Source organism: Acinetobacter sp. A22, assembly GCF_030913345.1.
Lineage (GTDB): Bacteria > Pseudomonadota > Gammaproteobacteria > Pseudomonadales > Moraxellaceae > Acinetobacter > Acinetobacter junii.
Genome location: NZ_CP133162.1, coordinates 1,943,927 through 1,959,841 on the forward strand (window position 1 = coordinate 1,943,927; position 15,915 = coordinate 1,959,841).

At 39.0% G+C, this 15,915-nt stretch carries 15 protein-coding genes; 10 read left to right on the forward strand and 5 right to left on the reverse strand.

Annotated elements, in window-relative coordinates; all coding sequences use genetic code 11:
- The 4 genes from Q9Q86_RS09505 (at position 1) to Q9Q86_RS09520 (ending at position 3,958) form a co-directional block, all read left to right on the forward strand.
- Positions 1–2,136, forward strand: coding sequence for a 3-hydroxyacyl-CoA dehydrogenase NAD-binding domain-containing protein (locus Q9Q86_RS09505; protein WP_112986201.1), 2,136 nt, complete (start codon positions 1–3; stop codon positions 2,134–2,136).
- Positions 2,137–2,296: 160 nt separating this feature from the next.
- Entirely contained in the window at positions 2,297–2,521 is a 225-nt protein-coding gene (locus Q9Q86_RS09510; RefSeq protein ID WP_004908835.1) for a hypothetical protein, read from the forward strand.
- A 66-nt stretch (positions 2,522–2,587) separates the two neighbouring features.
- Positions 2,588–3,442, forward strand: a complete 855-nt coding sequence (locus tag Q9Q86_RS09515; RefSeq protein WP_112986202.1) for a patatin family protein — start codon at positions 2,588–2,590, stop codon at positions 3,440–3,442.
- Positions 3,443–3,721: 279 nt separating this feature from the next.
- The gene (locus tag Q9Q86_RS09520; protein WP_004963976.1) at positions 3,722–3,958 is read left to right on the forward strand and encodes a hypothetical protein; all 237 of its coding nucleotides are present in this window, start codon (positions 3,722–3,724) and stop codon (positions 3,956–3,958) included.
- A gap of 60 nt (positions 3,959–4,018) precedes the next feature.
- Here the strand turns inward: Q9Q86_RS09520 and Q9Q86_RS09525 are convergent, their stop codons facing one another.
- Complete coding sequence (locus Q9Q86_RS09525) at positions 4,019–4,450, reverse strand: GNAT family N-acetyltransferase (protein WP_112986203.1); 432 nt, start codon at positions 4,448–4,450, stop codon at positions 4,019–4,021.
- Between the two features lie 16 nt (positions 4,451–4,466).
- Positions 4,467–5,681 (reverse strand): SAM-dependent methyltransferase, encoded by a 1,215-nt coding sequence (locus Q9Q86_RS09530; RefSeq protein ID WP_112986204.1) that lies wholly within the window; start codon positions 5,679–5,681, stop codon positions 4,467–4,469.
- 100 nt (positions 5,682–5,781) lie between these two features.
- Here Q9Q86_RS09530 and Q9Q86_RS09535 point away from each other — a divergent pair, with 100 nt between their 5' ends.
- From Q9Q86_RS09535 to lpxO, 3 genes are all read left to right on the forward strand, one after another.
- Positions 5,782–6,423, forward strand: coding sequence for a hemolysin III family protein (locus tag Q9Q86_RS09535; RefSeq protein WP_112986205.1), 642 nt, complete (start codon positions 5,782–5,784; stop codon positions 6,421–6,423).
- Between the two features lie 111 nt (positions 6,424–6,534).
- The gene (locus Q9Q86_RS09540; protein WP_042891787.1) at positions 6,535–7,845 is read left to right on the forward strand and encodes an MFS transporter; all 1,311 of its coding nucleotides are present in this window, start codon (positions 6,535–6,537) and stop codon (positions 7,843–7,845) included.
- Between the two features lie 156 nt (positions 7,846–8,001).
- Complete coding sequence (lpxO, locus tag Q9Q86_RS09545; RefSeq protein WP_035338465.1) at positions 8,002–8,907, forward strand: lipid A hydroxylase LpxO; 906 nt, start codon at positions 8,002–8,004, stop codon at positions 8,905–8,907.
- Positions 8,908–8,959: 52 nt separating this feature from the next.
- Here lpxO and Q9Q86_RS09550 read toward each other — a convergent pair whose 3' ends face one another.
- Both Q9Q86_RS09550 and secA read right to left on the reverse strand, forming a co-directional pair.
- Positions 8,960–9,379 (reverse strand): hypothetical protein, encoded by a 420-nt coding sequence (locus Q9Q86_RS09550; protein WP_099949109.1) that lies wholly within the window; start codon positions 9,377–9,379, stop codon positions 8,960–8,962.
- Between the two features lie 139 nt (positions 9,380–9,518).
- Complete coding sequence (gene secA / locus Q9Q86_RS09555; RefSeq protein ID WP_112986206.1) at positions 9,519–12,254, reverse strand: preprotein translocase subunit SecA; 2,736 nt, start codon at positions 12,252–12,254, stop codon at positions 9,519–9,521.
- 335 nt (positions 12,255–12,589) lie between these two features.
- On the opposite strand from secA, the gene Q9Q86_RS09560 reads away from it, so the two are divergent.
- From Q9Q86_RS09560 to Q9Q86_RS09570, 3 genes are all read left to right on the forward strand, one after another.
- On the forward strand, positions 12,590–13,225 hold the full coding sequence (locus Q9Q86_RS09560) for a peroxiredoxin (RefSeq protein WP_004950459.1): 636 nt from the start codon (positions 12,590–12,592) through the stop codon (positions 13,223–13,225).
- 228 nt (positions 13,226–13,453) lie between these two features.
- Positions 13,454–14,263 carry an MBL fold metallo-hydrolase gene (locus tag Q9Q86_RS09565; RefSeq protein ID WP_112986207.1) on the forward strand — a complete coding sequence of 270 codons (810 nt, stop codon included), beginning with the start codon at positions 13,454–13,456 and terminating at the stop codon, positions 14,261–14,263.
- A gap of 1 nt (position 14,264) precedes the next feature.
- Positions 14,265–14,849 carry a dual specificity protein phosphatase family protein gene (locus Q9Q86_RS09570; protein ID WP_171293770.1) on the forward strand — a complete coding sequence of 195 codons (585 nt, stop codon included), beginning with the start codon at positions 14,265–14,267 and terminating at the stop codon, positions 14,847–14,849.
- 124 nt (positions 14,850–14,973) lie between these two features.
- Here Q9Q86_RS09570 and Q9Q86_RS09575 read toward each other — a convergent pair whose 3' ends face one another.
- On the reverse strand, positions 14,974–15,912 hold the full coding sequence (locus Q9Q86_RS09575; protein ID WP_112986209.1) for a hypothetical protein: 939 nt from the start codon (positions 15,910–15,912) through the stop codon (positions 14,974–14,976).
- Positions 15,913–15,915 lie beyond the last annotated feature (3 nt).

Below are 15,915 nucleotides of genomic sequence, written 5' to 3' on the forward strand. Positions count from 1 at the left end.
ATGAGCGCTATTAAATACGAAAAAAACGCTGACAATATTGTAATTCTTACACTAGATTCATCTGGTCAATCTGCAAACACCATGAATGCAGAGTTCCGTGATGCTTTAGATGAAGTCAGTCAAAAGCTTAAAGCTGAAACTGATCTGAAAGGTATTATTTTCCGTTCAGCTAAGAAAACCTTCTTTGCTGGTGGTGACTTAGATGAACTGATTCAGGTACAACCTGAACACGCCACTGAATTTTTCAAGATGATTGAAAAACTCAAAGGTGACTTACGCACAATCGAAACTTTAGGTGTGCCTGTTGTTGCAGCTTTAAACGGCACTGCGCTTGGTGGTGGCTGGGAAATCGCTTTAGGTTGTCATTATCGTATTGCCATTAATGATCCAAAAACTAAATTTGGTTTACCTGAAGTGACTTTAGGACTACTTCCTGGCGGTGGTGGTATCGTCCGTATGGTGCGTTTGCTAGGCTTACAAAATGCATTCCCGTTCCTCATGGAGGGTAAGCAGTTTGGTGTCGATAAAGCAAAATCTCTTGGTTTGGTACATGATACGGCTGAGAATGAACAAGAGCTGTTAGAAAAAGCAATTGCTTGGGTGAAAGCTAACCCAAAATCACAGCAACCATTTGATGTGAAAGGCTACAAGATTCCTGGTGGTGATCCTAAAACGCCTGCTGTTGCACAAGTGCTTGCAATTGCCCCTGCCATGCTACGTGACAAAACCAAAGGTTGCTACCCTGCTCCTGAAGCGATCATGGCGGCTGCAGTTGAAGGTGCACAAGTCGATGTAGATACTGCACTTCGTATTGAATCACGTTACTTTACACAACTGACTGTCGGTCAAGTGTCGAAGAACATGATCGGTACGTTTTGGCATGGTCTAAATGCAATTAAATCAGGTGCAAGTCGTCCTGCTGAAGTTGCTAAATGGCAAGCGAAGAAAGTCGGTGTTTTAGGTGCAGGTATGATGGGTGCAGGGATTGCCTACTCAACTGCAATCAAGGGCATTCCTGTCGTACTCAAAGATGTGTCTGTAGAAAATGCAGAGAAAGGCAAAGCTTATTCACAAAAGCTACTTGATAAACGTGTTTCACAAGGTCGTATGACCGCAGAAAAACGTGATCAAGTGTTAGCGCTTATTACGGCTACTGCTGATGCAGCTGATCTACAAGGCTGTGACTTAATCATTGAAGCAGTATTTGAAAATCAAGAACTCAAAGCCAAGGTGACTCAAGAAGCTGAGCAGTATTTAGCGGAAGATGGAATCTTTGCATCAAACACGTCTACCTTACCGATCACAGGCCTAGCAACAGCAAGTAAAGATGCTAAAAACTTTATTGGCTTACATTTCTTCAGCCCAGTCGACAAAATGCAATTGGTCGAAATCATCAAAGGCAAAGAAACTTCAGCTGAAACATTAGCTAAAGCCTATGACTTTGTACAACAAATTGCTAAAACACCAATCGTGGTCAATGACAGTCGTGGTTTCTTTACCAGTCGTGTGTTTGGTACGTTCATTCAAGAAGGTATGCGTCTTCTTGCTGAGGGCGTACATCCAGCGAAAATCGAAATGGCAGCACTCAAAGCGGGTATGCCTGTTGGTCCTCTTGCGATTCAGGATGAAGTATCTTTGACTCTGACTGAGCATGTAGCAAGCGAAACGCGTAAAGCATTGCAAGCTGAAGGGAAAGACTTACCGAAAACCCCTGTAGATGAAGTGGTTCACACCATGATTCACGAGCTCAATCGTAAAGGTAAAGCAGCAGGTGCTGGCTTCTATGAATATCCAGAAAATGGCAAAAAACATTTGTGGGATGGGCTCAGCCGTTGGACAAAAGCGAATGATATTTCTGAACAAGATATGATTGATCGTTTCTTGTTTGTTCAAGCACTCGATACCTTACGCTGCTATGAAGAAGGTGTTCTAGAATCAGTAATTGATGCCAATGTCGGTTCAATTTTTGGAATCGGTTTTGCTCCATGGACTGGTGGTGCAATTCAATTCCTAAATCAAAATGGGATTGAAAAATCACTACAACGTTCAGAAGAATTGGCTGCTAAATATGGTGAACGTTTCAATCCACCACAATTGTTAAAAAACAAAGCGCAGAAGAAAGAAATTATTCAATAATTTTTTCACTCTCTTCACTTTACGCTCATATCAGTTTCTTTAACTGATATGAGCTTTTTTGTATTTATTGATATAAAACCGAATTACGTCTAATCCATCACAAATTGTGCTATAAATATACCAATTCTGCTTTACTTTTTGTCCTTTGGAAATTTGTCTTATGTCTGAGAAATTATGTCCTGAAACCTCGCCGTGGGGTTGGAAAGCACTGATCATCACTTGCATTTTAAGCTTTATCTTTATGGTGATTTTTTATTTAGCCATAAATAATGAGCCTGACTATATGCCAATGAATCAAAAAAAAGCAGCGGCAGCAGCTGAAATGTCACAATCTCCAGCAAATGGCGAAGCTCAACATAGCGAGCATCAGCAACACAATCACTAAAGTATTCTTGTCGAAGATGATAAATCCGTGTTAAACAGGGATTTATCATCCTATTCGAGATATTGAATGCTTCACCAAAATCGTCAAGCACTGGTCGTTGAAGGTGGTGGAATGCGCGGCGCATTTACCAGCGGTGTCTTAGATGCATTTTTACTGCAACAATTTAATCCATTTGATCTTTGTGTTGGTGTTTCATCTGGTTCTACCAATGTCGCTAATTACCTCGCAGCTCAACAAGGTCGCACCCTACAAATCTATCTAGATCATTCTCTTCGATCTGAATTCATTCATTATGGACGCTTCTTCAAAGGTGGTGACTTACTTGATTTGAAATGGATGTGGGAAGTGGTTGAAAAAGAAAATCCACTCAATCAAGCTCAATTATTTGCCAATCATCCTGAGTTCTACATGGTATTGACCCATGCTATTTCAGGAGATGCAACATATATCAAAGCCTCCAAAGACAACATTCTCGATGGATTACGTGCATCAAGTTCTATTCCTGTGCTTACCCGTCAAGCAGTAGAAGTTTTTGGTGAACCCTACTTTGATGGCGGAGTCGCAGATGCTCTCCCCGTACTTTGGACGGCGAAACAAGCCAATGTATCTAAACTCATGGTACTGAGAACTCGCCCCAAAAATTACTACAAAGCCAGTAGTAAAGGTGATCAACTCCTTGCAAAGTACGCATTTAAGCAACGACATGGTTTTGCCAAAAGTTTATTAGCCCGAACCCAACGCTATAATGAATCTGTTCAATTTGTTAGAACAGCATCTGAACAAAAAATATTGGAGGTTTGCCCACCCGACTTAAAACATATGGCGGGTCGACTCACCAAGAATAAAGCCAAGATTCGTTATAGTTATGATATTGGTCTAGAAACAGGCTTCAAAGCCATTGAAGATTGGAAAGCCCTATAATCATCACGCTTACCCAAGTCTTTGAATACTAAAATATTGAAGACTTGGAACCTTATTAAAATCATATCTTATTCTAAATAATCGCTTAGATTTAGCCCTAAATATTAATTTCAGACTATTCTTTTTTGCGAATCAACTTTCAAGTTTCAATCAATAATACAAATCATCAGATAGCCCAAAACAAACTATAAAACCATATAATGTTTAGGCTTTTTATCAAATTGATTAAATGATGTTGTTCTAGCAAGTTTTTTATTTATTTTATTTTTGGAATTTTCTATGAGTAATCGCTCAAACTCTCACAACGATTCAAGTGAAACCGTATTAGGTTGGAAATTTGTCATTATCGTTGGGGTACTTAGTACAATTTTTCTCAGTTTCTTCTACTTAGCTATGAGCAATGAACCAGATTATATGCCTGGAGCACAGCGAGCAGCAGAACAACAAAAAGCAATCGCTCAAGAAAATGCTCAAGCAAGCTCAGAGGTTGAAACCCAACATCAGCAACACCAATAAAGAAATATAACTTGCTCGATCTGAGCATCGATCGAGCAAGTTATGATCTAAATCTTCGTTTCAGTGTTTTTTAGTTTCAATCACCAACTGCATTTTTATATGAGGAATTCCACACTCATCGTATGCATCCCCTTGTATCGAAAATCCTAATTTTTCATAGAATGAAATGGCGTGAACTTGTGAGGATAATTGAAGAAATGTTCGATCTTGTTGATGTGCAAGCTGAATAATCTCTAACATAATCATACGTCCAATTCCTTGTCCGCGATAAATTTTGAGTACAGCCACACGCCCTACACTATTGTTTTGTAATAAACGCGCAGTCGCAATTGGTTGATCTTGATCATAGACAACAAAATGATCTGAAATCATATCTTGATCATCCCACTCCTCTTCTTCAGGAATGTTCTGCTCAATTATAAAAACTTGTTTTCGAATTAACTTTGCGTCTTGCTCTAACTTATCCCAGTGACCACTTTGGACTCTAAACATCTCGATCTCAGCTTAATTAGCACTTACAACCTAAATTTTCGATTGGCATTTGATCTTGTAACAGCAATTCCAAGCTTTGCTTTTGGATACCATACATCTGTTTTAAGGCTTGAATTTGCTGCATAATTTTCGGATCAGGCTGCTGAACATCTTTACGCTTGGTCGCTAAAATCATCTTATTTTTACTGGTATGTTCCAGTGAAACGAATTCAAAAACTTTAGTTTCATAACCGTAAGCCTTAAGCAACAAAGCACGCAATGTATCTGTCAGCATTTCTGCTTGCTGCCCTGCATGAATGCCAAACTGAAGCATCGGTTGTAAAACTTCTGGGCTTTTTAATTGAGGTCGCAACTCTTTATGGCAGCATGGCGCACACATGATCATTGAGGCATTCAGACGAATTCCTGTATGAATTGCAAAGTCGGTTGCTACATCACAAGCATGTAGTGCAATCATGACATCCAGCTTTTCTGGAGCATAGCTCCGCACGTCACCTTCAAAGAAATCAAGATGATTAAATCCAACATCATCTGCAACTTTTTGGCAAAACTGTACAAGATTCGAACGCAGTTCAACACCTGTGATTAACGGAGTTTTATTTTGCTCTAATAAATAATCATACAAAGCAAAAGTTAAATAACCTTTTCCTGAACCAAAATCAACAATATTAAGTTCTTGTTGAGAAGCATCAATTTGCTCATAAGCATTTGAAAAAATTTCAATAAACTTATTAATCTGTTTCCACTTGCGCGCCATGCTTGGAATGATTTGTGCCTTTTCATCGGTAATTCCAAGATGTTTAAGAAATGGACTTTGTTGCTGAACAAATCGACGTTTTTCACGATCATGATGCTGTTGAACTTGGTTTACACTGATTTGCTTTTTCTGTGCATTCAACATGGCTTTCTTTTTGTTTTTTTTCAGTTGAATATCTTGATGCATTGTAAATAGATTGGCTTGTTTCGACTGAGCCAACAGCTCGGCTATTTTCTCTAATCCCTCTTCAATCGGATAATTCTTAGTAATATCTTGCGTTTTATAATGATATAAACAGGACAGCATACTTTGATTTTGCAGTTCAATAATGCGAAATGTCATTTTTTCTAAATCAGTCATTTCGCCCTTGTATTGACTCAAGATCAATCGATCAAAACTATTGTTTTCAATAGATTGCTGAATCTCCAAGAAAAATTGCTGTTCTTGTTCAAAGGAAAATTTGGGCGCAAACATAGTGAAAACCTGACAAATAGAAACTAAATTTTATAGCGTCTTACTTTAAAAGGGAAATTGCATTACGATACAGTTGTATTTTTATACTATTAGAAGCTCAATGAACGCTAATTTTCTAACCAATTATGATCCCAAAGAAGAATTAATTAATGCCTATAGTCATGGGACTGGTGCGGCTCTAGCGCTAATTGCATCGGTGTTTCTAATTATCAAAGGATATGGACTACCTTTCGGACAATGGATGAGTTTATGGGTATATGGGTTCAGTCTTGTATTACTCCTCAGCAGTTCTATGCTTTACCATTTCTCTCAAGATGGAATGAAACGCTACTGGTATAAAAAACTTGACCATACTGCGATTTATTATCTGATTGCAGGAACATATACCCCCTTTCTAAGTATCGCAATCCCGACAGCGAAAGCACATTATTTATTAATTGCGCTATGGATCATCGCCTTGATTGGGACGGTATTTAAACTGATCCTAATTCATCGTTTTCAAAAAGTATCTTTGGCTGCCTATATCATCATGGGGTGGTTAGCCGTGTTGGTTATGGATGATATGCAACGTTATCTATCAAAAGAAGCAATCCAGTTATTGATTGCGGGTGGGCTTGCTTATACTGTCGGCACATTGTTTTATGCTTTAAAAAAGGTAAGATATACCCACGCAATTTGGCATGTATTTGTGCTAATCGGGGCAGGTTTACACTTTCTTGCAATCTACTGTTATGTACTTTAACTCCTGTCGACAGGCCAAAAGAAATGACACTAGTTTCATGAGTAGACTTTGCATTCAAGGAATTCTCAAGTCCATATTTCTGTGTCTTGATCAAATAAAATAAGGTCTCGTATGTCGTCTAGCACTACGACTGTCACCCCCGAAGTGGCAAGCAATTCAAAAACAAGGGTATTATTTGCCAGTCTCGTGGGTACCACGATTGAGTTTTTTGACTTCTATATCTACGCAACTGCAGCAGTTTTAATTTTTCCTCATTTATTTTTCCCAGAAAGTAGTGATGGTGCCGCTGTACTAAAATCCCTCGCAACTTTTGCAATTGCCTTTATTGCTCGCCCGATCGGAGCCGCAATTTTTGGACATTTGGGAGATCGAATTGGACGTAAAGCAACTTTAGTCGCAGCTTTACTCACTATGGGGATATCAACCGTTTGTATCGGTTTGCTGCCAACCTATGCACAAATTGGTCTTGCAGCTCCTTTACTATTAGCTTTATGCCGTTTAGGTCAAGGTCTCGGTCTTGGTGGTGAATGGAGTGGTGCTGTTCTACTGGCGACTGAAAATGCACCTGAAGGCAAACGTGCATGGTATGGCATGTTCCCTCAACTGGGTGCCCCGATTGGTTTTATCCTCGCAACAGGTTCTTTCCTATTATTGAATGCTTTTATGTCAGAACAAGATTTCATGACTTGGGGCTGGCGTATTCCATTCGTCTCAAGTGCGGTGTTAGTTCTGGTTGGTCTCTATATCCGTCTGAAATTGCATGAGACTCCTGCATTCCAAAAAGTTCTAGACAAACAAAAAGAAGTTAATGTCCCATTCAAAGAGGTCATGACGAAGCATTTCCCAATGTTGGTCTTGGGTACTGTTGCTGCGATTTGTACTTTTGTAGTGTTCTATCTCACAACTGTTTTTGCACTCAACTGGGGTACAACAAAACTGGGATATGCTCGCGGTGATTTCCTTGAATTACAATTGATCGCAACACTTTGTTTTGCAGCCTTCATTCCTGTTTCAGCGATTCTTGCTGAAAAGTTTGGACGTAAAAATACATCGGTTGCTATCTGTATCTTATCAGCCTTATTTGGACTTTGTTTTGCGCCGCTTTTAGGGTCTGGTAGCCCATTACTTGTGTTCCTATTTTTATGTATTGGTCTCTCAATCATGGGACTCACTTACGGACCGATTGGAACTGTACTTTCTGAGATTTTTCCAACATCAGTCCGCTATACAGGTTCGGCATTAACCTTCAACTTAGCAGGTATATTTGGTGCATCCTTTGCCCCTTACATTGCAACCAAACTTGCTGAAAGCTATGGTTTAGATGCTGTTGGAATGTATTTAAGTCTAGCGTCAATTCTTTCATTAATCGCGTTTTTGTTCATCCGTGAAACTAAACACGATGATGTAAATAACCAAGTCTAATCTATATGTTCTTATTGAGTGAACGTCATGAGAGGTTCACTCAAACCATTTATCGGGCAACTCTACTCACCTGTTTGCAATCGCTACAACATCTCTCCCGCTAAATATTTTTTGTGCTAAAATACGCGACTCCCTTTTTTTTAGATGATTGTGCTCATGTACGCAGTGATTATCGTTGCCGTATTTTTGGTCAGTTTTTTATACACTTATTATCGTGGCAAAGAACGATTAAAAGCATCTCGACAATTATTCGACCATTCGACATTTCTAGCACCAGTTAATATGTTTATGACTGGTTTCTCTAAATTACCGAACCAACCATTCTTTGATGTGGCGCAGTTTCCTGAGCTCAAACCATTACAGGACAATTGGCAAGTAATCCGTGAAGAAGCAATCCAGCTACAAAATCAAATTAAAGCAGCTGAAAAGAATAACGATGCAGGTTTTAATACCTTCTTCAAACGTGGTTGGAAACGTTTTTATTTAAAATGGTATCAAGCTAGCCATCCATCAGCTCAACAACTTTGCCCTAAGACAGTTGCCTTGTTAGAAAGTATTCCTTCAGTAAAAGCAGCAATGTTTACTGAACTTCCATCTGGAAGTTATTTAGGTAAGCATCGTGATCCTTATGCGGGTTCAGTTCGTTATCATTTAGGTTTAGTAACACCAAACAGCGATGACTGTTTTATTGAAGTTGATCAAGAACGCTATAGCTGGCGCGACGGTGAAGCAACTGTTTTTGATGAGACTTTTGTACATTGGGCTGAAAATAAAACGGATCAGACCCGTATTATTTTATTCTGTGACATCGAGCGTCCAATGAAATGGGGCTGGGCTCAGAAGATCAATCATTGGTTTGGTCGCAATGTTATGTCAGCTGCAAGTTCACCGAATGATGATCAAGATAAAACAGGTTTTATCAATCGAATTTTCAAGTATGGCTATGCCGTACATCATTATGGTCGTGGTTTAAAACAACGTAATCGTAAAGTTTACTATCTTGCAAAATGGCTGATGTTTGCAATCATTATTGGTCTGATTTTATTACCTAGCTTTCTTTAATTAGCTGTAAAAAAAAGGAGATGCAGATGCATCTCCTTTTTTGTTGAAACTTTTATTGATTGGTAGCTTGTGGTGCTTGAGCACTTGCTGTTTGAGCAGCGGCTGCATCAGCAGCTTGTACTGCGGCTTCACCGATGAGTGCGATCTTCGCCTTTTCCTGACTCTTTGCAGATAATGCCGGGTTAGCAGCTACGATACGATTGATATTGGCAGAGTTAGCAGGTGCGATAGCCGCTGTTTGCAAAACAATTGGGCGATTCCCTGTATCTCCAAGTGTATATCGAATCCCTGTACGAGGGCTGATTACTGTGGTCACTTCACGTTTAACTTGAGCTTCAGCTGTCGTCGGGCCCTTTGCTGCAAGTACTTTGTCGACTGTGGTTGTGGTCGTTGCTTGTGGTGCTTCATTAGCAAAGCCTACACTTGATACCGCAACACTCGCTAAAATTAAAAGTTGTAATGGTTTTTTCATTGTCTTCCCGCGTTTCATGCGAATTCAGTCAAAGTCATTCTATTGAATAATGAAACTATAAAGCACTTAACGACTCAAGTTACTTCTCGTAAAAAAAGCAGGGATTAACCCTGCTTTTTTTATCAAACGATATCGAAGTTTAAATTTTACCGTGACACTGTTTGTATTTTAATCCCGAACCACAAGGACACGGTGCATTGCGGCTTTCTGGAACTGGGAATGGAGCATTATTCACTGTATATTCAGGCTCTTCAGATGCAGTCACTTCACCCGTTAAACCATCTACATCATCATGTTCAAATGATAAACGCATTGATTCAACTTGACGTTGTTGTTGTGCTTCAAGCTCAGCCAATTCTTCTGCTGTTGGTACATGAACACGAGATAAATCAGTCACAACGTCTGATTTGATAATACCCAACATGTTCACAAACAAATTAAATGCTTCTTTCTTATATTCCTGCTCTGGATTTTTCTGAGCATAGCCACGCAAGTGGATACCCTGACGTAAATAATCCATCGCAGCTAAATGATCTTTCCAATGGCGATCTAAAGAGTTCAGCATAAAGTGACGCTCTAACATCGCAGCAGATTCATCACCCATTTGAGTACGGCGTTGACGATAACGTGAAATCACTTCATCAGAAATACGTGCAATCAGACCTTCCTCATCCAAGCGGCGATCTTGATCTAACCACTGCTGTACAGGAAGCTCGATACCTAAATCCGTACGTAAAGCGGTTTCTAGACCAGGAATATCCCATTGGTCATGGATTGATTCAGGTGGAATGAAATTCGCGATAACGCCTTTCATCACCTCTTTATGCATCTCTTCGATATAATCTTGTAATGTACTTTCTGCCAAAATCTCATCACGTTGTGAGTAAATAATTTTACGTTGTTCATTATTTACATCATCATACTTCAATAAGTTTTTACGAATATCAAAGTTACGTGCTTCAACTTTACGCTGTGCATTTTCAATAGAACGACTCACCATTTTATGTTCAATGGCTTCATTTTCTTGTAAGCCCATTGCACGCATCATGGCAACAACACGATCACCCGCGAAGATACGCATCAAATCATCTTCAAGAGATAAGTAGAAGCGAGAAACACCAGGGTCACCCTGACGACCCGCACGACCACGTAGCTGGTTATCAATACGACGTGATTCATGGCGCTCTGAACCGATGATATGCAAACCACCTGAGTTCAATACATCTTCGTGATCTTTTTCCCACTGCGCTTGTAAACGAGCTTCGTCTTCTGGCGTAGGATTTTCAATTTTTGCGAGTTTGGCTTTCCAGTTACCACCAAGCAAAATATCCGTACCACGACCTGCCATGTTTGTTGCAATCGTTACGGCGTTTGGACTACCTGCTTGAGCAATAATGTCCGCCTCACGCTCATGTTGTTTTGCATTGAGGACTTCGTGTTGGATACCTGCTTGTAATAACTTTGCAGATAAAATTTCACTCGCCTCAATCGTTGCAGTACCAATCAAAATCGGCGCAACACCCTGCTTACGAATATTGGTAATTTCTTCGATAATTGCGTTGTATTTACCGTTACGATTTAAATAAATTAAGTCATTGTGATCCTTACGCACCATCGGACGGTGAGTTGGGATAATAACAACATCTAAACCGTAGATTTCTTTCATTTCAGCAGCTTCAGTATCAGCTGTACCTGTCATGCCTGAAAGCTTTTTATATAAACGGAAATAGTTCTGGAACGTTGTGGTTGCCAAAGTTTGGTTTTCAGGCTGAATTTCCATATTTTCTTTGGCTTCAACCGCTTGGTGTAAACCTTCAGACCAACGACGACCAGGCATCGTACGACCTGTACTTTCATCAACAATAATCACTTCTTCTTTTTGAGTCTGAGGATTAATGCCAATAATGTAGTGAACGTTCTTTTGATAGAGATAATGCGCACGAATCGCAGCAGTGACATGGTGAACCAGATTTAGGTTCGCAGCAGAATAAAGACTTTCACCCTCAGCAAGTAATCCCATACGGATTAACTCTTGCTCAACAGTCTCGTAACCAACCTCAGTCATTTCAACTGAGCGTTGTTTCTCATCAACCCAGAAGTGTCCGCCATCAGCCACTTTTTCTTCTTTCTGAGGTTTTAATGTTGGAGGAATGCTATTGATTAACTGATATAAATGCGATGAATCTTCACTTTGACCTGAAATAATCAATGGTGTACGTGCTTCATCAATTAAGATCGAGTCTACTTCATCGATGATGGCATAACTTAAACCACGTTGTTTTTTCTCTTGTAGAGAAAACACCATGTTGTCACGAAGATAATCAAAGCCAAATTCGTTGTTCGTACCGTAAGTAATGTCTGCCAAATAAGCTTGTGCTTTCTCAGCAGGCATTTGCATCGAATAAATCACACCGATGCTTAAACCCAAAAACTCAAATAATGGGCGGTTGAGTTCAGCATCACGTTGTGCAAGATAGTCATTGACGGTGATGACATGCACACCCTGACCACTCAATGCATTGAGGTAACACGCTAAAGTACCCATCAGGGTTTTACCTTCACCTGTACGCATCTCAGCAATTTTGCCTTCGTGCAGTGTGATACCACCAATCAACTGAACATCATAGTGACGCATTCCCATCACGCGTTTTGCAGCTTCACGACAAACTGCAAATGCTTCAGGTAATAATTTATTTAGGCTTTCACCGTTTTTAAATCTTTCTTTGAATTCTTGAGTTTTTGCAGAAAGGTCTGCATCGTTAAGAGCAGATATCGTCGGTTCAAGCGCATTGATTTGTTCAACAATTTTACGCATGCGTTTGAGCTCACGCTCATTTTTAGTACCGAAGATACCTCCGATCAGACTTGCCAACATGAATAAACTCTCTAATCCTGTTTGTTTAAATAGGTAATTTTTTCTTAGCTGTTATTATGGAGTCAGAAATAAGAACTACAAGGGCTTTGCATCCAAACAGGTAAAAAAATCTGCGAGGCAATTCTGACCACAAGCAACCAAAGTCAGTTAATGTAGCAAATTTGACTATAAGTTACATCGACTAAAATGTGAATTTCCGATCAATTTTCCAACCAAACTCAGCTCTATATCTTTTAAACTCATAAAAACATCAAAAAACAATATTTTTACTTCTAAGCCTTCTGGCGCATATTAATCCAACACACATAAGATTAGAAATGTTCTGAGGACGAAGTATGACATTACGTTTAGGTGATATTGCTCCAAATTTCCAACAAGAATCGAGCGAAGGAAAAATTGATTTTTATGAGTTTCTAGGCAATAACTGGGGGATTTTATTTTCACATCCTGCTGATTTTACACCTGTTTGTACGACAGAACTGGGGTTCACCGCAAAGCTCAAAGATGAATTCACAAAACGAGGCGTGAAAGCAATCGCTTTATCTGTGGATGATGTGGAATCACATAAAAGCTGGATTCAGGATATAAATGAAACTCAAAACACAACGGTGAATTTCCCGATTATTGCTGACAAAGATCGCAAAGTTTCAGAGCTATACGATTTTATACACCCTAATGCCAGTGAAACCCTAACCGTGCGCTCATTGGTTATTATTGATCCCAATAAAAAGGTTCGTTTGATTATTACCTATCCTGCATCAACTGGTCGAAACTTTAATGAGGTATTACGTGTAATTGACTCATTACAGTTGACAGATCATCACAAAGTGGCGACTCCAGCAAACTGGCAGCACGGTGAAGATGTTGTTATTGTCCCATCACTCAAAGATGAGGAGGAAATTAAACAACGTTTTCCAAAGGGTTACACTGCTGTAAAACCTTATTTACGTCTCACGCCTCAGCCTGAGTAAGATTGAAGCTAATTCAAGGTTTTGAGCGAAGTGCAAGACTGATGAGATACATCGTATAAAAATATTCAACGCGCCATACTAAACCACTTATTAAAACAAAATTTTATTTTCAAACTCCAGCGCCTATCATATCGATAGGCATTTTTTTAAGCTTATAAAATTTCATTTTAGTTTTCTTATTTGATACGTTATAAGAGAAATCTTAAACTTTAATAAAATAAGAACGCTATGATTTATTACATTCATCATTTGCACTGTGGAAGTTTCTGTCCAGTTTGCGCCCCGCTGTTTGGTCAAAAAGGTTGGAAAGCACATCTAGTCTGTCATTGTCTCCTCATTGAAACTGATCGCGGTCTAGTCTTAATTGATACAGGCTTAGGACTTCAAGATTATCTGCATACTGAACAGCGATTAGGGAGTTTACTCAAACAATTTGGCTCAATTGTACCGAACCTAAAACTAACTGCCATTCAACAGATACAGCGACTTGGTTTTAACCCGAGTGATGTAAAACATATTTTTGTGACCCATCTAGATTTTGATCATGCTGGTGGAATTTCTGATTTTCCAAATGCAACAGTGCATCTCTTAGCGGCGGAGTTTAATGCCACTCAATCACTTACAACCAAAGGCAAACTTCGTTATAAGACTGAACAGTTTAAACAGCATCGCTATTGGAACTTTGCTGAACATAATGATGGCGAGCCATGGTTTAACTTGCAAAAAGTTAAAGGGCTTCCGTTATTTCACGATGAAATTTTAATGATTCCCTTAATTGGACATACCGCTGGGCACTGTGGAATTGCGATTAAAAAGGCCGATGGCTGGATGTTGTTCTGTGGCGATGCCTATTACACTCATCTTGAGCTAAACCCAAAAAACAAACTCAGAGCTTTAGATTTCACTGAACGGTTATTGGCTGAAGATAACCAACTACGTTTGCAAAACCTTAAACAGTTACAATATCTAGCTCAACATGAACCAAGCATTGAGTTAATTTGTGCCCACGACCCTTATGAATTTAATCGCTATCAATAAAATGAAAAGAATATTTATTACTGTTTTTGTTGTTTCAACATTAAGTCTAAATGGATGTATGACACATCCGAGTATAGAGCAATCTCAACGCCCTCAAAATTGGGGGGCTTTAATCTCGGATACGCATAATTTTTATCAGATCAGTCAGAATGTTTATCGCAGTGAACAACCCAATTCTGAGTTAATACCTTTACTAAAAAAATATCAGATTGAAACGGTGATCAATTTAAGAGCTCGAAATGAAGATGCAAAAGTACTCCAAAATCAATCGCTAAATTTAGTACATATACCAATTCAAACATGGGCAATTAATCGCCAAGACTTACTTCAAGCGATGCAAGCTATTCAGATTGCAAAAAACAATAATCAAAAAGTCCTTGTTCATTGTTATCACGGATCAGATCGAACAGGTGCAACCATTGCGATGTATCGTATTATTTTTGAAAATTGGTCAATTGAAAATGCAGTCAAAGAAATGAAACAAGGAGGATATGGCTACCATATCATTTGGAAAAACATTGAAAATCTATTTACCTCAGAAAATGTACAATGGATTCAGCAGCAATTATCCAACCCTTCAAGTTAAAACTTAAAAACTCACTTGAGAGGTGGATTTTCTTGGAAAAAAACCTCTCACTGTTATTGGAATAATTAAGACTCTATAAATACATCTTTTTTCAGATTGTGAGATCACCAATAAAACCTAATCTCTAAGTATCTAGTTTGGTAAAAACCGAATTCTTGAGCAAAACCGTGATCACTTCGGAAAAACCGCCATCACTATCGGTGACTAATAAGAAGACCTCTCCATCAGCATTTGACTCAAGCCAAGTTATTCCTTCAACCTTAATGGCTAAAGTGTTTCCCTCAGCATCTTGGATCAAAAAGGAATCTAGCACTTCCCCTTTCGGTGAGAGCACTAAAATATAACTTCCTAACACTGCACCATCATCGTAGGTATTTAAGGTTTGCTCGACGGCAGCGGTTGCAACGATCACATTCTTATCCGCAAAAAAATAAGCATCTGAAATACCGCTTACTGAACCATTAATCTCAGGTAATGTGAGATTAAATGAACGTATAAGAGCATTTTCTAAAGATTTATATGCTTGAATTTTTTCTAAATCAAATACTAAAACACCATGAAAGTGATTAATGTTGCCACGTTGAAAGATATAAAGATGATGACTATCTGAGCATACTGCTTCTATATTTAAATCTGCTCCGCCTGTGAGTGCAACGCAGTGCTGCAAATAATCATAATCCAACTTATCGAGCAAAGTCTGAACTTGATGATTAGATGGATTATACAACAGAGCTTGCTTTCTCTTTTCAGTCGAACCTGAGCCCATAACCAATAAATGAAGTTGTTCATTAAAAATGATACAACTTAATGCTTCAAAATCAGGCTTTTCTGCTTTGCTTAATATGTTGAGAGCTTCTTGCTCAGACGATTCAAATAAAGGGACTTTTTCAAAAGTTGTTGTTGCAGTAATTTTATTTTTTAGGCTAGTTTTTAATAAGTAACGAACATCATCCCCAACGAAATATAAGTAGTCGCCTAAGTAAGCAACGCCAGACAATGCTCCAATTGCTAAGTCTGGCGAAAAACTAAATTTTTCAAGTATCTTTAAATCCGTTTGCTCCATTAC